The organism is Faecalibacterium sp. An122 (assembly GCF_002160895.1).
Classification (GTDB): Bacteria; Bacillota; Clostridia; order Oscillospirales; family Ruminococcaceae; genus Faecalibacterium.
Map to the genome: position 1 here is coordinate 21022 of NZ_NFLL01000001.1, position 21828 is coordinate 42849.

Below are 21828 nucleotides of genomic sequence, written 5' to 3' on the forward strand. Positions count from 1 at the left end.
CAGTCAAGGGGGAAATATGAAAGAGAGCTATCTGCAGGCGGCGGCTTTTGCCGCCCTGGCCGGGGTCAACAAAAAGACTCTGCACTACTACGATGAAATCGGGCTGTTCCGCCCGGCCTATGTGAACGAAAAAGGCTATCGGTTTTATACGCCCTTCCAGCTGGACCGCCTGGCCCTCATCATCACCCTGCGGGACCTGGGGGTGCCGCTGCAGGTGATCCGGGAGTATCTGGGGGAGGGGGATTTGGAGCGGCTGGACCAGATTTTCACCGCCCAGCGGGAGGAGCTGGACCGGCGAATCGCCCAGCTGGAATCCCGCCGGGCGCTGCTGGAATCCCTCCAGGCCACCAACCGGGATTTTCTCGCGTGGTGCGACAAGGGCCCCCAGCGCCTTTACCGGCCGGAGGAGCGGATGGCCGTCCTGATGACCCACGAGGAGATGGAGCGGGGAAGCAATATCATCGTCAATTACCTGACCGACGGCCCCGGCACCGGGATGTGTGCCGAGGGAGAGAGGCGCTTTCTCTATCAGAAACAGAAAGACGGCCCCATCCGGGTGGAGGCGGGCGACTATCTGTGCCTGTATGAGACCACCAGCGGGCCGGTGTGCTGGGAGTGGCTGGACAGCCGCCGGAAGCTGCTGCGGGAAGAAGCGGCGGCCCATGGCTGGCAGCTGGAGGACCGCGCCCTGGTGGAATTCGACGATTTGGCCGCCGCCCAGGAGGCGCCCCGGTCCATTCGGATGCGTATATGTGAAGAGAACTCAACTGAAATTAATCACAGGTAAAAATTTGTATCTTGACTTTACGCCGTTAAAGTGTATAATGCAATCAAACCGATGAGGCGAAAGAGACTCTGGTTGGTGCTCCTTCAGAGAGCCCGGAATGATGGGAACGGGTGGTGCACGACAGAAGTTATGGGTCGCCGAGGGCCGGGCGAACGGGCGATAAACCCCAGTAGCTTAGGACGGGTGTCTCCCGTTACAGGGCAGGGGAGTGTTGGCTCCCCGTGAGAGGCTCTGCATGGAAGCAGAGCAAGCAAGGTGGCACCGCAGAATCGTTTTAACCGATCCTGTCCTTGTGGTCGAACACAGGGACGGGTCGTTTTGTTTTAAGAGGCCCGTTCCGCAGACAAGGCGGAGCGGGCCTTTTGTATACCGCTCCCAGCCTTCACCCACGAAAGGAGCTTATACCATGAAACACAGCAAGATGATTTCCCGCCGCAGCTTCCTCCAGGCCGCCGTCTATTCCACCGCTGCCCTGTCCGCCCTGGCCCTGACCGGCTGCGGCGCATCCTCCAGCGGGTCCTCTGCAGCCGCAGGGACTTCTTCGGCCGCCGCTTCGGGCGACGTGTACAAGGTGGGCATTGTCAACTATGTGGATGACGCCTCCCTGAATCAGATTGTGGCCTCTCTGGAGGCCCGGCTGGATGCAGTGGGCGCGGAGCGCGGCGTGACCTTCAACTATGCGGACTACTACTCCAACGCCCAGGCGGACCAGTCCAACCTGAACCAGATCGGCGCCGACCTGGTGGCAGACGACGTGGACGTGATCGTGGCGGTGGCCACTCCCTCGGCCACCACCATGCTGGCCGCCGTGGAGGACACCGATATTCCCGTCATCTACTCGGCCGTCACCGACCCGGTGGGCGCCGGCTTTGACGGGCTGGACAACATCACCGGTACCTCCGACGCCCTGGACACCAACGCCATCATGAACCTGATCCTGGCAGTCAACCCCGATATCACCCAGATCGGCCTGCTGTATGACCTGGGCCAGGATTCCTCCACCCAGGCCATCGCCGACGCCAAGGCGTTCTGCGATGCCAACGACATCTCCTACATCGAAAAGAACGGCACCAACACCGCCGAGGTCCAGATGGCTGTGGAAGCCCTGGCCGCCAGCGGGGTGAAAGTGGTGTTCACCCCCACCGACAATACCATCATGACCGCCGAGCTGGCCATCTATGAGACCATGATCGAGGCGGGCATCCAGCACTACACCGGTGCAGACAGCTTCGCGCTGAACGGCGCATTCATGGGCTACGGCGTGGATTACGTCCAGCTGGGCGAGGCCACCGCCGACATGGTGGTGGAGCTGCTGTGCGACGGCAAGAGCATCGCGGAGATGCCTTACCGCACCTTTGACAACGGCACCGCCACCCTCAACACCGAGACCTGCGAGGCCCTGGGCCTGGATGTGGAGGCCGTCAAGGCGGCCTTTGAGCCCTACTGCACCAGCGTGGAGGAGATTACCACCGCTGAGGAGTTTGCCTGATCCGGCCTCTGTGCCGGGAATCTGAGTGAGGGAGTTTTGAACAAACATGCTGGCTAGTATTTTTTCCGTCAACGTCCTGCAGTCAGCGCTGGAACTGGGCTGTATTTACGCCCTGGTGGCCCTGGCGCTGTTTCTGAGCTATTCCATCCTGAACATCGCGGACCTGTCCACCGACGGCTGCTTTACACTGGGCTGCGCCGTCTGCTGCCAGGTGGCCGTCACCGGACACCCCTTCCTGGCCCTCTTTGCCGCCATGGCGGCCGGGGTGCTGTCCGGCTTCATCACAGCCTTTCTCCAAACCAAGCTGGGGGTGGAGAGCATCATGGCCGGCATCATCGTCAACACCGGCCTGTACACCATCAACCTGGCAGTGATGGGCTTCTCGTCCAACATGAGCCTGGTGAAGGTGGACACGGTCTTTTCCCTCGCCAAAGGGGCGCTGGCCTTTGCAGGCGGCTGGTATCAGCTGCTGCTGGCGGCGATTGTCATTGCCGTCGCCTGCGCCCTGATGATCTGGTTCTTGGGCACCCGGCTGGGCCTGTCCATTCGGGCCACCGGCGACAATTCCGCCATGGTCCGGGCTTCCAGCATCGACCCGTCCTACACCATCATGGTGGGCCTGTGCATTTCGGGCAGCCTGACCGCCCTGTCGGGCGCTCTGCTGGCCCAGTACCAGAAGAGCTGTGACATCAATGTGGGCACCGGCATGGTGACCATCGCCCTGGCTTCGCTGATCATCGGCGAGACCCTGCTGGGCAAGCGGACCATGGTCTGCCGGGTGCTGGGCGTGGTCTTTGGCAGCTGCCTGTACCGCTTTATCGTGGCGGTGGCCCTGCGATTTAATGTCCCCGCCGCAGCCATGAAACTGGTGTCCGCCCTGATCGTGGCGGTGGCCATCTCGATGCCCGCCATCCGCCAGAAGATCGCCTTTGAAAAGCGCAAACAGGAGGCCCGGGTCCGTCACGCCCAGACCCACGGCAAAAAGGAGGCAGTCTGATGCGGATGCTGGAAATGAAGGGTGTCCGGAAAACCTTTAATCCGGGCACCGTCAACGAAAAAGTCGCTCTGGCCGGCGTAGATCTGGCCCTGGAAAAAGGCGATTTCGCCACCATCGTGGGTTCCAACGGCGCCGGCAAATCCACCCTGTTCAACGCCATCACCGGCGGGTTCATCGCCGACGAGGGCTGCATCCTCCTGGGCGGGGAGGACATCACCTTCACCCCCGAGTTCCGGCGCAGCAAGGTGATCGGCCACCTGTTCCAGGACCCCCTCAAGGGCACCGCCCCCAACATGACCATCGAGGAAAACCTGGCCCTGGCCTATCTGCGGGCGGGCACCGCCCAGCGGGCCTATTTCTCCCGCATCTCCCGCAAGGATAAAGAGTTCTTCCGGGAGCGGCTGTCCCTGCTGGGGATGGGCCTGGAAGACCGGATGAAACAGCCGGTGGGCCTTTTGTCGGGCGGCCAGCGCCAGGCCCTGACCCTGCTGATGGCTACCCTGGTGACCCCCAAGCTGCTGCTGCTGGACGAACACACGGCGGCCCTGGACCCGGCCACCGCCGACAAGGTCCTGGAAATGACCCGCAGCATTGTGGCCGAAAAGCAGATCACCTGCCTGATGGTGACCCACAATATGCACCAGGCCCTGGAGCTGGGCAACCGCACCCTGATGATGAACGGCGGACGGATCGTCTTTGACGTTCAGGGCGAGGAGCGCAGCAAGATGACGGTGGATGACCTGCTGGAACGCTTCCGCCAGAGCGCCGGCGAGGAGCTGGACAACGACCGCATCCTGCTGAGCAAGGTGGAAAAGCAGTAAATACAGAAACAAAATTCCCCGGCGAGTGCCCCCGCAGAAAAGCGGGCGGATCATTCGCCGGGGAATTTTTGTTTGGACAGCTTACTTCACGTACTCGATGGTGTACTCGAAGCCGTACTCCTCCTGGAGCTTCTTGACCTCGGGCTCACAGTCCTCGATGAAGGTGGGAGCGTAGACCGAAGCGCCGTTGTGGGCCTTCTTGTAGTCCTCGACGATCTGGGTCAGCTTGGCCCAGCCTTCGCTGGCCTTGGCCTGATCGACGCTGTCGGGGAAGTTGATGATGAATTCGCGATGCTGCGGAATACGAGCTTTCATAAGACAATCTCCTTTGTTTCTGACAATGAAATACATCAGCAGCCGGCGGGCCGGCCGCGGGTCAGTGGGTTTCAGTCCAGGCCAAAGACCTGGCGGGCGTTGGCGGCGGTCCGGGCAAAGACCTCCTCGGGGGCAACCCCCTTGCGCTGGGCGATATAGTCGCCCACATAGGCGATGAGGGAGCTGTCGCACCGGGTGCCCCGGACCGGCTCGGGAGCCATATAGGGGCAGTCGGTTTCCAGCAGGAGGGCGTCCAGCGGCAGGGCGTCGATGACCTTGGCGGCCCGCTTGGCCCCCCGGAAGGTAGCCGCTCCGCCCAGACCGATCCGGATGCCCTGCTTCACCAGCCAGAGGGCGTCCTCGGCGCTGCCGGAATAGCAGTGGAGGATCCCCTTGGGCTGGTACTTTTTCAGCAGGGCGTAGACGTCGGCGTGGGCCTCCCGGTCGTGGACCACGATGGGCTTGTCCAGCTCCAGAGCCAGACGGATTTCCGCCTCAAAGAGGGCCAGCTGGGCGTCTTTGGGCACCGGCCAGTGGTAGTCCAGGCCGCATTCGCCCACGGCTACCACCTTGGGGTCGTCGTAGTAGGGGGCCAGGGCCCGCATTTCCGCAGCCCAGTCCCCGCCGTAAACCGAAATGGTGGGGGCAGGGGGCTGATCGCCGCAGCGGTCGGCGGGCAGAAGGCTTTCGGGGTGAATGCCGATGGCAGCGTAAACCCAGGGATAGCGGTGGGCCAGTTCCAGGCACCGGGGGGCGTCCCCCGAGTGGGTGGCCTGTTCACAGATCCCCACCACGCCTTTGGCGGGCAGGCTGTCCATCAGGTCGTAACGGTCGGCGTTGAAGGCGCCGGAGGAATAGTGTGCGTGGGTGTCAAAGATGGGCCCGGCAGAGGGATAAACGCTCATGCCCTGGCCTCCTTTCCCTTGCGGTTGACCAGCCAGATGCCCACACAGACCAGCACCAGAGCGGCCAGATACTGCCACTCAAACAGGGGCTCGCCGTTCAGCAGGGCGGACAACAGGACGTTCACCACCGGGTTCACCAGACCAAAGACGCTGATCCGGCTGACGGGGTTGTTCTTCATCAGGAGGGCCCACAGCACGTACCCGGCCCCCGACACGAAGGCCAGATACAGCAGCACCGGGACGCCCATGGGGCTCTGGGGATGGAGGGAACCGCCCATGGCCAGGCCCAGCACCAGCAGGGCCAGACCGCCCACACCCAGGTTGAGGAAGCAGACCATAAAGCTGTCGGCCTTCTTGGTGACCGACTTGTTCCAGGGGCCCGAGACGGTGAAAATCACGGTGGCGGCCATCATGCAGAAGATGCCCCAGCCGCTGCCGCTGCCGTGGTTGCCGATGGTGGCTACCAGCACGCCGGCAAAGCCCACGGCACAGCCCGCCGCCTTGGCGGGGGTCATCCGGTCGGACTGGTAGAGGAAATGGGCCAGAATCACGCCCAGAAAGCTCTGGGTGCTGTTGAGGATGCCGCCGAAGGCGCCGGTCAGCAGGGCCACGGCTGCATAGTAGAAAGCGTACTGGGTGGTGGTTTGCCACAGGCCCAGCGCGCAGCACTCAACCAGAACCTTGCCCTTGGGCAGGGAGGGCAGACGCCCTTCCAACAGGGCGCCGGCCAGCAGAACCAGCAGGCTGCCCAGCATGAACCGCACCCCTGCAAAGCAGAGGATGGAGGCGGTGTCGGCGGAGTCGATGGCGAAGAGCCGGTATCCCATCTTGATGAAGGGGAAGGCTGAGCCCCAGAAACAGTTGCAGAGGAAGGCAAAGATCACAGCAAAGACCGGTGTGGCGAACAGTGCGTCCAGCTTGGCAGTGCGTGAGGTTTTGTCAGTCAGCAAGATGGGCCCTCCTCTTAGTGGATGCGGCTGCCGGCGGGAGCTTCATCGGGATAGAAGGCGATGGTGCAGCCGCCGTCGGCGGTGTCGGCTGCCACGATCATGCCCTCGCTGACATACTTGCCCTTCATCATGGGACGGGGGGCCAGGTTGGCCACAATGCCCACCTTCTTGCCGATCAGGTCCTCGGGGCTGTACCACTTGGCGATACCCGAGAGGATGCAGCGCTCCCGCTCGCCGTCAAAGACGGTCAGGTGCAGCAGCTTCTTGCTCTCCTTGATGGTTTCGCAGGCCCGGATCTCAGCCACACGCATTTCTACCTTGCAGAAGTCGTCGAAGTCGATCTCAGCCTCGTGCTCGATGACGGCGGCAGGCTGGTCGGCCTTGGCGGCGGCTGCCTCCTTGGCTTCCTTGGCCTTCTGGGCGGCCTCGGCCTCAGCCTTGCGCTTTTCGTCCTCTGCCTTCAGGTGAGCGATTTCCTTGGCCACGTCGATGCGGGGGAACAGGGGATCGCCCTTGTGGACGGTGTAGCTCTCCTGGAGACCGTAGGCGGCCTGGTCCAGCTGGAGCTGGTCAGCCGACAGGCCCAGCTGCTCCATCATTTTGGGCGCAGTGGAGGGCAGATAAGCATTCAGCAGGATGGCGCAGACCCGCAGGGCCTCGCACAGGTGATACAGGACGCAGCTCAGACGGCCCTCGTTGGCGGGGTCCTTGGCCAGGGCCCAGGGGGCGGTCTCGTCGATATACTTGTTGGCGCGCTGGACCACAGCGAAGATCTCGGTCAGAGCCTGGGGAATGGTCAGGTTGTCCATGTCCTCGGCCACCTTGGCGGGCAGAGCGTTGATCATCTGCTCCAGCTCGGCGTCCAGAGGATCGGAGGAGATCGACTTGGCCACCGTGCCGCCGAAGTACTTCTCGCACATGGCCACGGTGCGGCTGAGCAGGTTGCCCAGGTCGTTGGCCAGATCGCTGTTGATGCGGTTGATCAGGGCCTCGTTGGTGAACATGCCGTCGTTGCCGAAGGGGATCTCACGCAGCAGGAAGTAGCGGATGGCGTCCACGCCGTAACGGTCGCAGAGGATGACGGGGTCCACCACGTTGCCCACCGACTTGGACATCTTGCCGCCGTTCATCAGCAGCCAGCCGTGGCCAAAGACGCGCTTGGGCAGGGGCAGATCCAGAGCCATCAGCATGGCCGGCCACAGGATGGTGTGGAAACGCAGGATTTCCTTGCCCACCATGTGGAGGTCTGCGGGCCAGAATTTGTCGTAGTCGTGGTAGGTGTCGTTGCCGTAGCCCAGAGCTGAAATATAGTTGCTCAGAGCGTCCACCCAGACATACATGGTGTGCTTGGGGTCAAAGGGAACGGGGATGCCCCACTTGACCGAAGTACGGGAGACGCAGGTGTCCTGCAGGCCCTGCTTGATGAAGGCGATCATCTCATTTTTGCGGCTCTCGGGCTGGATGAACTGGGGGTTCTCCTCGTACAGCTTGAGCAGACGGTCGGCATACTTGCCGGTGCGGAAGAAGTAGGCTTCCTCGTGGGCGTCGTAGACCTCACGGCCGCAGTCGGGGCACTTGCCGTCCACCAGCTGGCTGTCGGTCCAGAAGCTCTCGCAGGGCTTGCAGTAGTGGCCCACATACTCGCCCTTGTAGATGTCACCCTGCTCGTACAGCTTGGTGAAAATCTTCTGGCAGGACTCCATGTGGTAGTCGTCGGTGGTGCGGATAAAGCGGTCGTAGCTGACGTCCAGCAGCTTCCACAGATCCTTGACGGTGGCCACAATCTGGTCCACGTACTCCTTGGGCTGCATGCCGGCCGAAGCGGCCTTGTCCTCGATCTTCTGGCCGTGCTCATCGGTGCCGGTCAGGAACATCACATCGTACCCCTGCATCCGCTTGAAGCGGGCCAGTGCGTCACAGGCCACGGTGGTGTAGCTGTGGCCGATGTGCAGCTTGTCGCTGGGGTAGTAGATGGGGGTGGTGATGTAGAACTTTTTCTGTTCAGACATGGTTTTGATTCTCCCTTTCCCGTTGGAACCTGCCCGCCGGCGGCGTGCAGGCCCGTTGCGTGTACATTAAAGGAAGTAAAAACTCCCGTCCTCGCGAGGGCCTTTGCCCAGCAAGGACGGGAGCAGAATACTTCCGTGGTACCACCTTGGTTCGCCGGCTCCTCGCGGGGCGCGGCCTCGATGCTGCATCCCGGCCCAAAGGGCGGGTACAGCCGGACGCTGTAACGGGCGCACCCGGCACAGGCTCAGGGAATCCGTTTGCCTGTGCGGCTCCGAGACCATCTTCGGCGCCCCGATGCCTGCCCGGTTCCACCGCCGCGGGCTCTCTGAAAGGATCACTGGACGCGTACTCTTCTCTTCACAGCCGATTGTGTATCATGGCTATTATAGGAGAAGCGGGGCCGTTTGTCAACAGGGGATTTCCCCGGCGGGGTCATCTGCCTTTCCGGCAGGGCGGGGAGAGCCCCTGCCCCGGACCACCGGAAACCATTTCTATACCGGCGGCGCCGGTCAGAGGTTGGCTTCAACGAATTGCAGCAGGTTTTCGGCGAGGGCTTAGATTTGGTCCAGCAGGGCACCTCCGTCCGAGAGATTGGCCGGCTCCTTCAGCGGGGCGCGCAGGATGTAGTCGGTTTGGGCGGGGCTGCTGGTCAGCTCGAAGGGGAGGGGCTGATCCTTCCACACATCGTAATAGTGGGCCTGATACCGCCGATTGAACCCGGAAACCCACACCTGAAACTGAAAATCCCGGTGGACGAACACCACCGCCACTTTCAGTCCTTTTTCCTTGAGCTCTGGGCTGGTGAACTGGAAATAGGAGAAGTCCATGCTGTTTTCGGTGATGCTGCCCTGAAACTTGTATTCCGGCATCCTCTTTTCGAGCTCCACGCGAACCCAGCGGAACAGGCGGATGAATTCCCGGTAGCAGGCGATCAGCCGGGTGGTTTGGAGCAGTTCCTGGTATTCGAGCAGCAAGCCTGCGTCAAAGTGCATGGTCTCGTCCATGGTTGTTCTCAGTCCTTTTCTCTCTTGTGGGACCGGCCGGGGGCCGGCGTCAGCTTCGGATACGGCCTCTCTGCCAAAGGCAGAGGGCAGGGAAGCCCGGACAAAACAAAAAAACCTGGCGGATGAGAGCGGTTGCAAGCCTCTCATCCGCCAGGATACTTACTTCTTCGGAGTCATAGCCTCTTTGCCTCACATTTACCTATTTTTCGGAGTTGACCTTGCCTTTCATAAGATTGTTGGCCTTTCCTTATGCTTAGGAAATGATAGGGTAGGGGATCGCCGATTTAACTAGTACATTGGTTTCAAGCCTCATCCGAATCGTTGGATTGCGTCTTACGAAGCATCTTCATAGAAACACATTCTTTCGATTGAATCACTCCAGGGGACAAGTTACCTAAATCATTGGAGTACTCCCTCCGTGTTACTCAAATATCTGCATCCATACAGGGACTTTCATGGGGGATCATCCTCTCGGGGGTGCTGATTTATTTGAATGACCGTTGTTCGGATAGGGGAATTATTCAGCTTTGAAAGATTACCTCAAGGGCTTCTGTTGGTTTTCAGATCTTCTAGGGAAGGGTGTTTTGCAATCGTTACGGCATCCAGTGCATTTTGCTTCGATCCGGGGAGGCTTTGTTGGGGCACATCGCCGCCAATCAAGCCAATGGATCTTTTTCCTGTCTGCAATTTCCAGATGGATTCAGACTCTGAACAGCGGCTCTTACTGGAACCACCTTTTTCAGTTTCCGTCTCCTCCAAATTGACACCTTACAGGGAAGAGGTCTGCCTTCCGACTATGCTTCCGGCACTTTTGATCGATCGAATGCAGGTCCAGCCTTGATTTGCTGTGCATCCTTGCCAATCTGAGGGTTTGCGCCTGCCTTGAGGCCACGACTACTTAAATCATTGGAGTAGCTCCTTCCGTGCTATTCAAATACAGGTATCCGTAAAAAGGCTTTCATCATATGAATCACTTCCTGCGGATCTATTTGAATCGCCAAGGGACTTTCTCGACAGACTGTTCGTAAATCGCTTAATATATGCTAAAGACTTCGCTTTAAATCTCTTAGATTTTTACTAAATGCGGGGGAAACATCCCGTACTGGTAAGCGGCTTTTCGCTTTTCAGCAATTCCCGACAGTCTGTCCGAACTGTGCGGGTGTCGTATCAACCATCGGTCTTCGCTCCTTTCTCCTTTTAAGTCAGCGGGATTGGATCACCTTTGATCCTCTGCTGTACTTTCTTGGTTTCTGGCTATATTATATCCGAAAGGGTGGCCGCTGTCCATTCGCAGAATCCACAAGGAATATCTTGTGATTTTGTATAGTTTTGATTTTGCTTGTGGATAAACCGTTGTATAAAGTGTGAACAGACCAAAACAAAAATTCCCGCACACGAAGTGCGGGGAAAGAGCTTACATCTTGTCGGGAACGTTGATCTTGAACATGGTCAGCACGTTGCGGATCACGTTGCGCACGCCGATGCACAGGGCGATGCGGGCCTGCTGCAGGGCAGGATCAGCGCCCTGGATGCGGCAGCTGCCGTAGAACCGGTGGAAGGCGCTGGCCAGGTCGATGACAAAGCGGTTGATCCGGCTGGGATCGTACTTTTCTGCGGCCATGACGATTTCCTGGGGGAAGGCGGCCAGCATCCGGATCAGATCCAGCTCGGCGGGATCGGTCAGCAGGGTGGCGTCGGTGTTCTCTGCGCCCAGGAACTCCACGCCCTCGCTCTCCAGCTTGCGCAAAATAGAGCAAATGCGGGCGTGAGCGTACTGGACGTAGTAGACCGGGTTGTCGTTGTCGGTCTTGACGGCCTGGTCCAGATCGAAGTCGATGCTGCTGCCGGCCTCGTGCATATTAAAGAGGAAGCGGGCGCTGTCGATGGGCACCTCCTCCAGCAGGTCGGTCAGGGTGATGGCGTTGCCGGTGCGCTTGGACATGCGGACGGGCTGGCCGTTCTGCATCAGGTTGACCATCTGCATCAGAACCACGTCCAGACGGCTGCCGTCCAGGCCGATGGCATCCATGGCACCCTTCATGCGGGCCACATGGCCGTGGTGGTCGGCGCCCCAGACGTCGATGGCCTTGTCAAAGTTGCGGTCGGCCAGCTTGTTGTAGTGGTAGGCGATGTCGGCGGCAAAGTAGGTGGGGATGCCGTTGGCGCGGACCAGGACTTCGTCCTTGTCCTCCTCGGCGCCGTCGTCGGTCTTTTTCTTGTTGGCAGCGCCGTACTTGGCGGCATACTGGGCGCTGCGGTACATGATGGCGCCGTCCTCGGCCTTGTAGCAGGCGCCCTTCTCCAGCAGCTGGTTCACCACGTTCATGACAGCGCCCGAGTTGTGCAGGGTACTCTCAGGGAACCAGACGTCGTACTGGATGCGGTACTTGCCCAGGTCGGTCTTGAGGGCGGCGATGTTCTTGGGCAGGGCGTAGCCCACCAGAGCGTCCTTCAGGGCGGCAAAAGCCTCGCTCTCATAGAGAGCCTCGTCCTTCAGGCCGCGGCAGGGAACGGCGTACTTGTCGCCCTCTTTGGCTGCGAACTCCAGAGCCAGCAGGGTGATGTCGCCGCCCTGGTAGCACTCCTTGGGCAGGGGATACTCGTTCTCCTCGTAGTAGTGCTGCAGGTAGCGGATGGCCAGGCTCTTGCCGAACTTCTGGATCTGGTTGCCGGCGTCGTTGATATAGAACTCACGGGTGACGTCGTAGCCGGCCCACTCCAGAACAGCGGACAGGCAGTCGCCCAGAGCACCGCCGCGGGCGTTGCCCATGTGCATGGGGCCGGTGGGGTTGGCGGAAACGAATTCCACGTTGTAGCGCTTGCCCTGGCCGTAATCGGTCCGGCCATAGCGGGGGTTGGAGCAGGCAGCCAGGGCCACGCCAGCCCAGAAGGCGGGAGCCAGGAACAGGTTGATGAAGCCGGGGCCGGCGGTCTCGGCCTTGGTGAAGCAGCTGTCCGACAGAGAGGGCAGGTGGCTCAGAATGGCCTCGGCGATCATCTTGGGGGCCTTGTGCCAGGTGCGGGCGCCGGCCATGGCGATGTTGGAGGCAATGTCGCCGTTCTTGGTGTCGGCGGGAACCTCCACGATGAAGGCGGGCAGCTCGGCGGCGGGCAGGTCGCCGGCCTCCATGGCGGCCTGCGCAGCCTGAGTCAGCAGGTCGCGGGCCTGGGCCAGAGCGGCCTGGCGGGGGTTGTAATTCTCAAAAGCGGGGTAAGTTGCATTGCTCATAGGGTAATGATTCCTTTCTCTTGGTCCAATCAAAACAGGCGGCGGGGTGCGGCAGAAACCGCGCCGGGCTCCTCAGTTGACATGGGTGACGGTGACTTCCAGGGAGTTTTTGCTGATGAGGGTGGAGACGTCCCCGTCCAGCAGATAGCTGAACCGGGCTACGCCGCCCTTGGCGTTCAGGCCGCACTCGATGCTGTCGGCCGTCACCCCCAGGGTGACCGAGCCGTAGCCGGTCTCGTAGTGGCAGAGGTTGCGCCGGCCCTTTTCGATGATGAGCTGGCTGCTCTGGGGCCCGAAGCGCAGCATGGCCACCCGGCTGGAATCGGCCGCCAGCTTGAGGGTGGTGACACAGCCCTCATAGCCGGTGGTCTCGGTCTCCCGGTAGGTGATATAGTAGCTGCCCTCCCGCATGGTGAAGCTGCCGCGGGTCATCAGCTCCACCTGCTCGGTTTCGCCGTCCTGCTCGATTTGACTTTTAATCCGAATAATATAGTTTTCCTTTAAGGCTTTGCTCACGGTGTTGATGTCCTCAGTATTTGTCGATGCAGATTTGTTCCGCGGTGCCGCCCCGGTATTCGCCCAGGAACAGGTCGGCGGTCTGGACGAAGCTGTCGGGCACATCGCTCACAAAGAAATGGGTGGTGCCCTGGGTGCGGTTGGCCCGCAGACCCTTGCTGCTGAGCAGCTGGCTCAGATCGTCGGCGGCGGCGCTGCCCGGGTCGATGAGGGTGACCGAGGGCCCCATGTACTCGCCGATCATCCCGGCCAGCAGGGGGTAATGGGTGCAGCCCAGCACCAGGGTGTCCACCCCGGCGGCCCGGATCTCTTCCAGATACTGGGCGATGACCAGGCGGGTTACCTGCTGGCGGTCGGGGGCGGAGCCGTCCACATAGCCGCTCTCCACCAGGGGAACAAAGAGGGGACAGGGCCGTGCGGTGATCTCCGCGCCCGGCACCAGACGCCGCAGCAGCTGTTCGTAGCTGTGGGAGCGGATGGTGGCCGCAGTGCCGATGACGCCGATCTTCCGGCTGCGGGTGGCGCGGGCCGCCCGGCGGGCCGCCGCCGTCACCACCCCCAGATAGGGGACGGGGAGCTGGGCGGCTTCCTCGGCGGGATAGGTGCTGGAAACAGTGCCGCAGGCCGCCATGATGCACTTGACGTTCTGGGACAGCAGAAACGCGATGTCCTGGCGTGCATACTGCAGGATGGTTTCATGGCTGCGGCTGCCGTAGGGCACCCGGCCGGTGTCGCCGAAATAGACGATGTCCTCGCCGGGGAGCTGCTTGCGCAGTTCCCGCACGCCGGTCAGACCGCCCAGACCGCTGTCAAAGACGCCGATGGGGCGGTTATCCATGGTGGGCCACCGCCCTTTCCATGGCAAGGGCAACAAGGCGGTCGATGAGCTGGGGCAGGGGAGTGCCCTCATGCTCCATCAGTTTCGGATACATACTAATAGAGGTAAAGCCGGGGAAGGTGTTGATCTCGTTGATCAGCACCCGGCCGGTGCCGCGCTCTACAAAGAAGTCGCAGCGGGCCAGGCCCTCGCAGCCCACGGCGGTGTAAGCCCGGGCGGCGTAGTCCTTGACTTCGTCCAGCTTCTCCTCCGACAGGCGGGCCGGGATCAGGGTCTCGCTGACGCCGTTCTTGTACTTGTCGTCGTAGGTGTAGAACTCGGCGCCGGCCAGAATCTCGCCGGGACGGGTGGAGAAGGCGGGCTCGGAACCGATGACAGCGCACTCCACTTCCTGGCCGTCCACAAAGGACTCGAACACCACCTTGCGGTCGTTTTCCAGGGCCAGCTTGATGGCGTCGGCCAGCTCAGCCGCATTGGATGCCTTGCTGATGCCCACGCTGGAGCCGGCGTTGGCCGGCTTGACAAAGATGGGCCAGCCCAGCTTTTCCTCCAGGGCGGCGCGGATGCCGTCGGGGTCGGCCTCCAGCTGGGCCCTGGTGTAGGCGGCCCAGGCACAGTGGGGGATGCCGTTGGCGGCAAAGAGGGCGTTGGCCACAGCCTTATCCATGCAGACGGCGCTGGCCAGAACGCCGCAGCCCACATAGGGGATGCCAGCCAGCTCCAGCAGGCCCTGGACGGTGCCGTCCTCACCCCACAGGCCGTGGAGCGCCGGGATCACCACGTCTATGTGGAGCTTCTCCACATGGCCGGCGGGGGTGAACAGGATGGCGCCGTGGTCGGCGCGGTCGGGGCTGATGGCACAGGGCATGTTGCCGGGCAGTTCCTCCCAGCTTCCGTCGGCCATCTGGGCCGAGGAAGCCTCGGTGTACAGCCATCGGCCGTCCTTGGTGATGCCGATCTTGATCAGCTCATACTTTTCAGGGTCCATATTGTCTGCGAACGTGCCGGCCGATACACGGCTGACCTCGTGCTCGCTGGACAGGCCGCCGAACAGCAGTGCTACGCACAGCGGATGGGCGGCGGAATTCTCCTCGGAATACATGATTCGCATTCCCTCCTCTATCTTAATAGAAGCCCCCGGGCGGGGGCGTTCAATCATAATTACACCCATCATACCATAAAAATGCGCCGGTTTCCATACACAACGGCAAAATGCCGCACCAAAAAGATGAAAAACCCCACTTGATAAAACAGGCCGGACCGGCGTAACGGGGCAAAAAAGCGGTCATTTTGCCGCCGGCGTGAAAAAAATCCGAAAGATGGGCAAAATACCGCTTGACGCGGCGGGAAAAGAGTGCTAAAATGATATCACCTCTTTTGCGGGATTATTTAGTGCGCCCCTTTTTGGGACGCCGCCCGGCGAACGAGGGAGGTTCAATAACCGTTATATATGGAGGTGTCAACAAATGACAGTGAAAATCACTCTGGCCTGCACCGAGTGCAAGCAGCGCAACTACAACACCACGAAGAACAAGAAGAACAATCCTGACCGCCTGGAGATGAAGAAGTACTGCCGCTTCTGCAAGAAGCACACGGTTCATCGCGAGACCAAGTAAGAAAGGCGGAGCACAATGGCAGACAAAACCGATAAGAAGCCGGGCTTTGTGGCCAGAGCTAAGAACGCCGTGAAGAACTTTTTCACCGGAGTGGCCAAGTTCTTCCGCGATACCAAAAGCGAGCTGAAGAAGGTCGTATGGCCCAGCAGGGAAGAGACCAAGAAGAACACGATCGTGGTGCTGGTGGTGGTTATCATCGCCGCCGTGGTCCTGTTTGCATTGGACGCCGTGTTCGGCGGCATCCTGGGCCTTGTCATCGGAGGCTGACCAAATCTTGTATGGAAACGGAGGCTGACCCATAATGGAAGACCAGTCGAATGAAGCTTTGTGGTATGTCGTGCATACCTATTCCGGCTACGAAAACAAAGTCGCGACCGATCTTGCAAAGATGGTGGAAAACCGCCGCCTGCAGGATCTGATCTGCGAGATCCGGGTTCCCACCGAGATGGTGCCCGAGATCAAAGACGGCAAGGAGCGGATGGTCGAGCACAAGCTGTTCCCCGGCTATGTGCTGGTCAAGATGGTTATGAACGACGATACTTGGTATGTGGTCCGCAACACCCGCGGCTGCACCGGTTTCGTCGGTCCTGCTTCCAAGCCGGTCCCCCTGACCGCTGAGGAAGTGGAAAAGATGGGCGTAGAGGCCAAGGCCCCGCTGACGGTGGATTTCGCCGCAGGGGACAGTGTCCAGATTACGTCCGGTCCTCTGGAAGGCTTTATGGGCGTTGTAGAGGAAATCAACACCGAGACCTTCAAGGTGAAGCTCAAGGTGAACATGTTCGGCCGGGAGACCCCCGCAGAGGTGGACATCGCCCAGGTCGAGCGGCTGTAACAAGCCGCGAACGCGTACAAATCATCAAGGTAAGACCGCGTGCGGTTCTTATAGAGCGTGCCTGCTGAGGCATGCTCGTGGGAGGTTCGCAGACAGCGGGCCGCAACTCACCACAGATTTTTGGAGGTGCATTTATCATGGCACAGAAAGTAACTGGCTACATTAAGCTGCAGATCGAGGCCGGCAAGGCAACCCCGGCTCCTCCTGTTGGTCCCGCCCTGGGCCAGAAGGGCGTCAACATCATGGCCTTCACCAAGGAGTTCAACGAGCGTACCAAGAACCAGATGGGTTATGTCATCCCCGTCGTCATCACCGTGTATGCTGACCGCTCCTTCAGCTTCATCACCAAGACTCCCCCGGCTGCCGTTCTGATCAAGAAGGCCGCCGGCCTGTCCACCGCTTCCGGCAAGCCCAACAAGGAAAAGGTCGCTTCCCTGACCGCCGCTCAGGTGGAAGAGATTGCAAAGACCAAGATGCCCGACCTGAATGCTGCTTCTCTGGAAGCTGCATGCAGCATGATCCGCGGCACCTGCCGCAGCATGGGCGTCACAGTCGAAGGCTGAGACATAAACAGTGGGAGGGCGCTGCGCCCGCAAGACCACATAGGAGGATAAACAATGAAACACGGCAAGCACTATGTCGACGCTGCCAAGCAGGTCGATTCTACCAAACTGTACGATGTGAACGAGGCGCTGGAGCTGGCCTGCAAGATCGCTTCCGCCAAGTTTGATGAGACCGTTGAGCTGCACGTCCGCCTGGGCGTTGATGGCCGTCACGCTGACCAGCAGGTCCGCGGCGCCGTCGTTCTGCCCAACGGCACCGGCAAGACCGTCCGCGTCTGCGCTATCGCCAAGGGCCCCGCAGCTTCTGCTGCTGAGGCTGCCGGCGCTGATATCGTCGGTGATGACGATCTGATCGCAAAGATCCAGGGCGGCTTCATGGATTTCGACGTCGTGGTCACCACCCCCGACATGATGGGCAAGGTTGGCCGCCTCGGTAAGATCCTCGGACCTCGCGGCCTGATGCCCAACCCCAAGGCTGGCACCGTGACCCCCGACCTGGGCAAGGCTGTTAAGGAAGCCAAGGCCGGTAAGATCGAGTACCGCCTGGACAAGCAGAACATCATCCATGTCCCCGTGGGCAAGGCATCTTTCGGCGCCGAGAAGCTGTACACCAACCTCGACACCGTTATGGACGCTATTGCCAAGGCTAAGCCCGCCGCCGCCAAGGGCACTTACTTCAAGAGCGCTACCATCGCCACCACCATGGGCCCTGGCATCCGTCTCAACACCCTGAAGTACGGTGTCTGATTTTTCTGAAAAAATTCAGAAAAACACTTGACAAAACCACGTTCGCGTGGTAAGATATTCATGCTGTTTTTAAGACAGCAGGCGCTGGAGTCCAGTGTAAAGTGTATCCGCCTGCCGAGAAACGCGTAACGTTGTTTTATGCCTCTCTCTCGGCCTGTGTGCGCGGGAGAGAGGCTTTTTTCTATGACTCCGGCTTCCGATGTAGTTTTGAAACGAGGTGAAACCGAAATGCCCAGTGCAAAGATTCTTTCTGAAAAGCAGGCTTATGTCGCTGATCTGAAGGCAAAGTTTGAGAATGCGGTTTCCGGCTGTGTGGTTGCTTACGGCGGTATCAACGTCGAGAATGACACCAAGCTGCGTAAGGAGCTGCGTGAGGCTGGCGTTGAGTATATGGTTGTCAAGAACACCATGCTCCGTCTGGCTGTCAAGGGTACCTCCATCGAGGGCCTGTCCGAGAACTTTACCGGTGACACTGCCGTCGCATTTGCCAACGCTGAGGACCCCATGGCTGCTGCCCGCATCCTGTGCAAGTACCAGGACGGCGACCGTTCCAAGAAGTTCGTCGTCAAGGGCGGCTTCATGGAGGGCAAGGTGCTGAGCGCTGCTGAGACCAACGCCATCGCCAAGCTGCCCGGCCGCGAAGGCATGCTGTCCATGTTCGCCGGCGCACTCACCAGCACCCTGTCCGGTCTGGCTGTTGCTATGCAGGCTTACGTCGACAAGCAGGAGGAGCCCGCTGCCTAAGATGGCGCCGGCTGCTGCCTGACCCAAACTGTTTTTCGATACCACAACTACCGAAACAAAAATTAACTGAAATTGGAGGGTTATTACCATGGCTTCTGAGAAGATTACTGCCATTATCGAGTCCGTTAAGGGCCTGTCCGTCCTGGAGCTGAAGGAGCTCATCGACGCTTACTGCGAGGAGTTCGGTGTTTCTGCTGTTGCTGCTGCTGCTCCCGCTGCTGCCGCTGCTGCTGCTCCCGCTGAGGAGGAGAAGACCGAGTTCGACGTCATCCTGGCTGAGGCTGGCGCTACCAAGATGCAGGTCATCAAGATCGTCAAGGAGATCACCGGTCTGGGCCTGAAGGAGGCCAAGGCTATCGTTGACGGCGCTCCCAAGGCTGTCAAGGAGAAGGCTTCCAAGGCTGACGCTGAGGACATCAAGAAGAAGCTGGAAGAGGCTGGCGCTAAGGTCGAGATTAAGTAATTTCACCTCAAACCAAACACTTCGGACAGGGGGTTCCCGCACAGGGAGCCCCCTGTTTTTTGTGCGCTTTTCCAGGCCGCCCCAAAATCCTCTTGACAAAGCAGAGATAAAATGATATGATTTTGATATCAACAAGATACAAATCACTCGGGATACGTCAGGAGGTTGATGGATATGAGTGAGAAGATTCTGCAAACCAAAAAGAACGGCATGCTGGTTCTGCTGCTGATCCTGTTGGGGTATGTGGTGGCCATTGCGGCGGTCGTGGCCGATGCCCTGGCCGGTGTGCCGGGCATTCTGGGCGGCGTAGTGATGGCTCTGGCCATTCTGTACATGGTCGTGGGCCTGTTCCTGCTGCCGGGCCTGAAGGTTCTGAAGCCCCAGGAAGCCCTGGTGCTGACCCTGTTCGGCAACTACATCGGCACCCTGAAAGGGGAGGGCTTCTACTGGGTCAATCCCTTCTGCACCGCCGTCAACCCCGCTGCCGGCACCCATCTGAGCCAGAGCGGCGACGTGCAGCGCAGCCTGGTGAAGACAGAGGGCGGCAATCAGCAGGTCCAGATCAATGTGGGCGAGCTGAACTCCAAGAAGATTTCCCTCAAGCGGATGACCCTGAACAACGCCCGCCAGAAGATCAATGACTGCCTGGGCAACCCGGTGGAAATCGGCATTGCCGTCATCTGGCAGGTGAAGGACACCGCCAAGGCTGTCTTTAACGTGGACAACTACAAGGAATACCTCTCCCTGCAGTGCGACAGCGCCCTGCGGAACGTGGTGCGGATTTATCCCTACGACGTGGCCCCCAACGTGGATACCACCGGCGACGGCAAGCCCGATGACGGCAGCCTGCGGGGTTCCAGCGAGGTGGTGGCCCGCCGCATCAAGGAAGAAATCCAGGAAAAGGTGGAGGACGCCGGCCTGGAGATCGTGGACGCCCGGATCACCTACCTGGCCTACGCCCCCGAGATTGCAGCCGTGATGCTGCAGCGCCAGCAGGCCTCGGCCATCATCGACGCCCGCAAGATGATTGTGGACGGCGCCGTGGGCATGGTGGAAATGGCTCTGGAACGCCTGAACGAGAACAAAGTGGTGGAACTGGACGATGAGCGCAAGGCGGCTATGGTCTCGAATCTGCTGGTTGTCCTGTGCGGCAACCACGATGCACAGCCCATCGTCAACTCGGGCAGCCTGTACTGATGGCTGAGCCGAAAAAACAGATTCCGCTGCGTCTGTCCGCGAAGTTGTACGACGCCATCGCCGCCTGGGCAGAGGACGACTTCCGGTCGGTCAACGGGCAGATTGAATACCTCTTGACCGAGTGTGTCCGCCAGCGGAAAAAGAACGGCAAATATGTGTCGGAGGAGCTGGACGTTCCCCCCGAACTGGATATCAAATAAGCGCAGCAAAAAGGCCCGTCGTGCGGATGCACGGCGGGCTTTTGGGTTTGGCTGGAAAGAGAGGCGGCTCAGTGGCGGCGGATGTGGCTTCCGCCCCAGCTGCGCTGTTCCCGGATGGTGTTCTGCACCCACCAGATGCCGTAGATGGCCAGCGCAATGGCGCTCAGGGCCAGGACGACTTTCAGGTACAGACTGCCCAGGAAGGCCTGGAACTGGGCGATGGCGAACAGAATCGGGTTGCGGTTCACATCCTGTCCGGCAATAAGATCCACCACGCCGATGGTCTCACCGGCCAGCTTGATCTCCACCGTGCCGATCAGGTCGCCCTGCTTCACCGGCGCGGCCACCGACTCGGGCAGATGGAAGAACTTCTGGGTCACCGAACTGTCCGAGGAGGAGGGGAGAATGGTCATCATCTGGTCGGCCGGATAGAGCAGCAGGGTGTCGGTCTCGGAGGAATACTTCACCGGGATCTCGGCCAGGGCCTGGTCGGGGTCCAGCGCCGCCTGGACCGAGAAGCTGCTGTATACCCAGTCGATGAGCTGGGTGGTCTCGTAGAGGGCGGGACGCCGGTTGGAATAACCGTAGGTGTCCACCGTGTCGGGACTGCCCATCACGCAGAAAATATAGGTTTCTCCCTCGCTGGAAGCCCAGGAGACGTAGCTCTGGGTGCCGGAGTCGTTCTTGTAGGCCATGACGTCGCACATGCCGCCCTTCATGGCCGAGCGGTAGAATTTGCCGCCGCTGGATTTGTTCAGGGCCACGTTCTGGTTGGTCAGGATGAAGGATTTGGAGTGTTTTTCCTTGGCGGGCATCTCAAAGGTGGCCGACCCGGCGATCTCCACAAAGGCGTCAAAACCCATCAGATACCGTAGAATCAGGTACATGTCCACCGCGGTGGTCACGTTGCCCGAATCCAGCCCGCAGGCGTCGGTCCAGGTGCTGTTGGTGGCGCCGATCTGCTGAGACAGGCTGTTCATCTGGCTCACCCAGCCGGACAGGTCGTTCCCCGACAGCTGATAGGCCATGCCCATGGCGGCGTCGTTGGCGTTGCGCAGCAGCATGGCGTAGAGCGCCTCCCGCAGGGTAAAGGTCTCGCCCGAGCGCATGTCGGCGTTGTCGGTGCCGTAGACGTAGTCCGAGATGGCGAAAGGCATCTGGAACGTGCGGGTGTCCAGCTCGTCGCCGTAGTTGGTCAGTACCAGAGCCGCACACATCAGCTTGGTGAGGCCCCCGGCCTGGACCTGGGCGGTGCTGTCTTTTTCGTAGACGATGATGTTGGTGTCGGTGTTGACGATGTAAGCGCTTTGGGCCTGCACTTCGTATACCGGACTGGGATCAAAGAGTGCGCTGGCCGGCATCACAAAGCAGCTGACCGTCAGAATCAGGGCAGAAAAAAGTGTAAAAAGTCGTTTCATGTGGACAATTCCCTCAGAACGCGATACAATAAAAGGGTTGATAAAAGATGTGGGGCGGTGCATCGTGGGTCCGGGCCGCGTGTGCCGGAGGGATGCAGGGCGCATGGTGCGCAGAAACCGGCAGATTTTGTCGGAAAAAGCCCCTGAAGGGAACCCGCGCCGTCCGCCCGGGGCGGAGGACGGGATT

At 60.2% G+C, this 21828-nt stretch carries 24 protein-coding genes and 1 other annotated feature; of the genes, 13 read left to right on the top strand and 11 right to left on the bottom strand.

The window, feature by feature from the left end; all coding sequences use genetic code 11:
* Positions 1–16: 16 nt before the first annotated feature.
* The 4 genes from B5E67_RS00080 to B5E67_RS00095 all read left to right on the top strand — a co-directional run bounded on the left by B5E67_RS00080 (position 17) and on the right by B5E67_RS00095 (position 4094).
* Positions 17–787, top strand: coding sequence for a MerR family transcriptional regulator (locus B5E67_RS00080; RefSeq protein ID WP_087381541.1), 771 nt, complete (start codon positions 17–19; stop codon positions 785–787).
* 406 nt (positions 788–1193) lie between these two features.
* The gene (locus B5E67_RS00085; protein WP_087381544.1) at positions 1194–2276 is read left to right on the top strand and encodes an ABC transporter substrate-binding protein; all 1083 of its coding nucleotides are present in this window, start codon (positions 1194–1196) and stop codon (positions 2274–2276) included.
* 46 nt (positions 2277–2322) lie between these two features.
* Positions 2323–3273 carry an ABC transporter permease gene (locus tag B5E67_RS00090; protein WP_087364938.1) on the top strand — a complete coding sequence of 317 codons (951 nt, stop codon included), beginning with the start codon at positions 2323–2325 and terminating at the stop codon, positions 3271–3273.
* A 5-nt stretch (positions 3274–3278) separates the two neighbouring features.
* Positions 3279–4094 carry an ATP-binding cassette domain-containing protein gene (locus B5E67_RS00095; RefSeq protein WP_164488774.1) on the top strand — a complete coding sequence of 272 codons (816 nt, stop codon included), beginning with the start codon at positions 3279–3281 and terminating at the stop codon, positions 4092–4094.
* Positions 4095–4175: 81 nt separating this feature from the next.
* Here the strand turns inward: B5E67_RS00095 and B5E67_RS00100 are convergent, their stop codons facing one another.
* The 10 genes from B5E67_RS00100 to B5E67_RS00140 form a co-directional block, all read right to left on the bottom strand.
* Complete coding sequence (locus B5E67_RS00100; protein WP_087246623.1) at positions 4176–4409, bottom strand: methylenetetrahydrofolate dehydrogenase; 234 nt, start codon at positions 4407–4409, stop codon at positions 4176–4178.
* Between the two features lie 71 nt (positions 4410–4480).
* Positions 4481–5314 carry a TatD family hydrolase gene (locus tag B5E67_RS00105; protein ID WP_087381548.1) on the bottom strand — a complete coding sequence of 278 codons (834 nt, stop codon included), beginning with the start codon at positions 5312–5314 and terminating at the stop codon, positions 4481–4483.
* Positions 5311–6261, bottom strand: coding sequence for a DMT family transporter (locus B5E67_RS00110; protein ID WP_087382308.1), 951 nt, complete (start codon positions 6259–6261; stop codon positions 5311–5313). Before B5E67_RS00110 ends, B5E67_RS00105 begins: the two co-directional genes overlap by 4 nt.
* Positions 6262–6278: 17 nt before the next feature.
* Positions 6279–8273 (bottom strand): methionine--tRNA ligase, encoded by a 1995-nt coding sequence (gene metG, locus B5E67_RS00115; RefSeq protein ID WP_087381551.1) that lies wholly within the window; start codon positions 8271–8273, stop codon positions 6279–6281.
* A 109-nt stretch (positions 8274–8382) separates the two neighbouring features.
* Positions 8383–8644: a binding site (T-box leader), on the bottom strand.
* 184 nt (positions 8645–8828) lie between these two features.
* Positions 8829–9278: a hypothetical protein gene (locus B5E67_RS00120; RefSeq protein ID WP_087381554.1), complete on the bottom strand. Its 450-nt coding sequence runs from the start codon at positions 9276–9278 to the stop codon at positions 8829–8831.
* Between the two features lie 540 nt (positions 9279–9818).
* On the bottom strand, positions 9819–10037 hold the full coding sequence (locus B5E67_RS15345; RefSeq protein WP_143405358.1) for a hypothetical protein: 219 nt from the start codon (positions 10035–10037) through the stop codon (positions 9819–9821).
* Positions 10038–10692: 655 nt separating this feature from the next.
* Positions 10693–12507 (bottom strand): arginine--tRNA ligase, encoded by a 1815-nt coding sequence (gene argS, locus B5E67_RS00125; protein WP_087381557.1) that lies wholly within the window; start codon positions 12505–12507, stop codon positions 10693–10695.
* A gap of 72 nt (positions 12508–12579) precedes the next feature.
* Positions 12580–13023: a DUF1934 domain-containing protein gene (locus B5E67_RS00130; protein WP_242956685.1), complete on the bottom strand. Its 444-nt coding sequence runs from the start codon at positions 13021–13023 to the stop codon at positions 12580–12582.
* 13 nt (positions 13024–13036) lie between these two features.
* The gene (murI, locus tag B5E67_RS00135) at positions 13037–13861 is read right to left on the bottom strand and encodes a glutamate racemase (RefSeq protein ID WP_087381560.1); all 825 of its coding nucleotides are present in this window, start codon (positions 13859–13861) and stop codon (positions 13037–13039) included.
* Positions 13854–14963 (bottom strand): D-alanine--D-alanine ligase family protein, encoded by a 1110-nt coding sequence (locus B5E67_RS00140; RefSeq protein WP_087381564.1) that lies wholly within the window; start codon positions 14961–14963, stop codon positions 13854–13856. Before B5E67_RS00140 ends, murI begins: the two co-directional genes overlap by 8 nt.
* 364 nt (positions 14964–15327) lie before the next feature.
* Here B5E67_RS00140 and rpmG point away from each other — a divergent pair, with 364 nt between their 5' ends.
* The 9 genes from rpmG (at position 15328) to B5E67_RS00185 (ending at position 20223) form a co-directional block, all read left to right on the top strand.
* The gene (rpmG, locus tag B5E67_RS00145; RefSeq protein WP_005920501.1) at positions 15328–15477 is read left to right on the top strand and encodes a 50S ribosomal protein L33; all 150 of its coding nucleotides are present in this window, start codon (positions 15328–15330) and stop codon (positions 15475–15477) included.
* A gap of 15 nt (positions 15478–15492) precedes the next feature.
* Positions 15493–15744, top strand: a complete 252-nt coding sequence (gene secE / locus B5E67_RS00150; RefSeq protein WP_087246630.1) for a preprotein translocase subunit SecE — start codon at positions 15493–15495, stop codon at positions 15742–15744.
* 34 nt (positions 15745–15778) lie between these two features.
* Positions 15779–16309, top strand: a complete 531-nt coding sequence (gene nusG, locus B5E67_RS00155) for a transcription termination/antitermination protein NusG (protein ID WP_087246631.1) — start codon at positions 15779–15781, stop codon at positions 16307–16309.
* 137 nt (positions 16310–16446) lie between these two features.
* Positions 16447–16872, top strand: a complete 426-nt coding sequence (rplK, locus tag B5E67_RS00160) for a 50S ribosomal protein L11 (RefSeq protein WP_087246632.1) — start codon at positions 16447–16449, stop codon at positions 16870–16872.
* A 54-nt stretch (positions 16873–16926) separates the two neighbouring features.
* The gene (gene rplA / locus B5E67_RS00165) at positions 16927–17619 is read left to right on the top strand and encodes a 50S ribosomal protein L1 (RefSeq protein WP_087364953.1); all 693 of its coding nucleotides are present in this window, start codon (positions 16927–16929) and stop codon (positions 17617–17619) included.
* A gap of 228 nt (positions 17620–17847) precedes the next feature.
* A complete protein-coding gene (gene rplJ / locus B5E67_RS00170) occupies positions 17848–18363 on the top strand; it encodes a 50S ribosomal protein L10 (protein ID WP_087246634.1) in 516 nt (171 codons plus the stop codon).
* A gap of 88 nt (positions 18364–18451) precedes the next feature.
* Positions 18452–18826, top strand: coding sequence for a 50S ribosomal protein L7/L12 (gene rplL, locus B5E67_RS00175; RefSeq protein ID WP_087246635.1), 375 nt, complete (start codon positions 18452–18454; stop codon positions 18824–18826).
* A gap of 174 nt (positions 18827–19000) precedes the next feature.
* On the top strand, positions 19001–20023 hold the full coding sequence (locus tag B5E67_RS00180; protein WP_087381567.1) for an SPFH domain-containing protein: 1023 nt from the start codon (positions 19001–19003) through the stop codon (positions 20021–20023).
* Positions 20023–20223 (top strand): PTS ascorbate transporter subunit IIC, encoded by a 201-nt coding sequence (locus B5E67_RS00185; protein WP_087246637.1) that lies wholly within the window; start codon positions 20023–20025, stop codon positions 20221–20223. The genes B5E67_RS00180 and B5E67_RS00185 overlap by 1 nt, the downstream gene beginning before the upstream one ends.
* A 68-nt stretch (positions 20224–20291) precedes the next feature.
* On the opposite strand, the gene B5E67_RS00190 is transcribed toward B5E67_RS00185, so the two are convergent.
* On the bottom strand, positions 20292–21641 hold the full coding sequence (locus B5E67_RS00190; RefSeq protein WP_087381570.1) for a D-alanyl-D-alanine carboxypeptidase: 1350 nt from the start codon (positions 21639–21641) through the stop codon (positions 20292–20294).
* Between the last annotated feature and the right edge of the window lie 187 nt (positions 21642–21828).

What these genes read in the sequence shown, in the direction of transcription:
- B5E67_RS00180 (WP_087381567.1), top strand. Translation starts at nt 19,001, where the DNA reads ATGAGTGAGAAGATTCTGCAAACCAAAAAGAACGGCATGCTGGTTCTG.
- B5E67_RS00100 (WP_087246623.1), bottom strand. Translation starts at nt 4,409, where the DNA reads ATGAAAGCTCGTATTCCGCAGCATCGCGAATTCATCATCAACTTCCCC.
- murI (WP_087381560.1), bottom strand. Translation starts at nt 13,861, where the DNA reads ATGGATAACCGCCCCATCGGCGTCTTTGACAGCGGTCTGGGCGGTCTG.
- secE (WP_087246630.1), top strand. Translation starts at nt 15,493, where the DNA reads ATGGCAGACAAAACCGATAAGAAGCCGGGCTTTGTGGCCAGAGCTAAG.
- argS (WP_087381557.1), bottom strand. Translation starts at nt 12,507, where the DNA reads ATGAGCAATGCAACTTACCCCGCTTTTGAGAATTACAACCCCCGCCAG.
- B5E67_RS00190 (WP_087381570.1), bottom strand. Translation starts at nt 21,641, where the DNA reads ATGAAACGACTTTTTACACTTTTTTCTGCCCTGATTCTGACGGTCAGC.
- B5E67_RS00185 (WP_087246637.1), top strand. Translation starts at nt 20,023, where the DNA reads ATGGCTGAGCCGAAAAAACAGATTCCGCTGCGTCTGTCCGCGAAGTTG.
- B5E67_RS00120 (WP_087381554.1), bottom strand. Translation starts at nt 9,278, where the DNA reads ATGGACGAGACCATGCACTTTGACGCAGGCTTGCTGCTCGAATACCAG.
- B5E67_RS00085 (WP_087381544.1), top strand. Translation starts at nt 1,194, where the DNA reads ATGAAACACAGCAAGATGATTTCCCGCCGCAGCTTCCTCCAGGCCGCC.
- nusG (WP_087246631.1), top strand. Translation starts at nt 15,779, where the DNA reads ATGGAAGACCAGTCGAATGAAGCTTTGTGGTATGTCGTGCATACCTAT.
- B5E67_RS00095 (WP_164488774.1), top strand. Translation starts at nt 3,279, where the DNA reads ATGCTGGAAATGAAGGGTGTCCGGAAAACCTTTAATCCGGGCACCGTC.
- B5E67_RS00140 (WP_087381564.1), bottom strand. Translation starts at nt 14,963, where the DNA reads ATGTATTCCGAGGAGAATTCCGCCGCCCATCCGCTGTGCGTAGCACTG.
- rplK (WP_087246632.1), top strand. Translation starts at nt 16,447, where the DNA reads ATGGCACAGAAAGTAACTGGCTACATTAAGCTGCAGATCGAGGCCGGC.
- metG (WP_087381551.1), bottom strand. Translation starts at nt 8,273, where the DNA reads ATGTCTGAACAGAAAAAGTTCTACATCACCACCCCCATCTACTACCCC.
- rplJ (WP_087246634.1), top strand. Translation starts at nt 17,848, where the DNA reads ATGCCCAGTGCAAAGATTCTTTCTGAAAAGCAGGCTTATGTCGCTGAT.
- rplA (WP_087364953.1), top strand. Translation starts at nt 16,927, where the DNA reads ATGAAACACGGCAAGCACTATGTCGACGCTGCCAAGCAGGTCGATTCT.
- rplL (WP_087246635.1), top strand. Translation starts at nt 18,452, where the DNA reads ATGGCTTCTGAGAAGATTACTGCCATTATCGAGTCCGTTAAGGGCCTG.
- B5E67_RS00105 (WP_087381548.1), bottom strand. Translation starts at nt 5,314, where the DNA reads ATGAGCGTTTATCCCTCTGCCGGGCCCATCTTTGACACCCACGCACAC.
- B5E67_RS00080 (WP_087381541.1), top strand. Translation starts at nt 17, where the DNA reads ATGAAAGAGAGCTATCTGCAGGCGGCGGCTTTTGCCGCCCTGGCCGGG.
- B5E67_RS00090 (WP_087364938.1), top strand. Translation starts at nt 2,323, where the DNA reads ATGCTGGCTAGTATTTTTTCCGTCAACGTCCTGCAGTCAGCGCTGGAA.
- rpmG (WP_005920501.1), top strand. Translation starts at nt 15,328, where the DNA reads ATGACAGTGAAAATCACTCTGGCCTGCACCGAGTGCAAGCAGCGCAAC.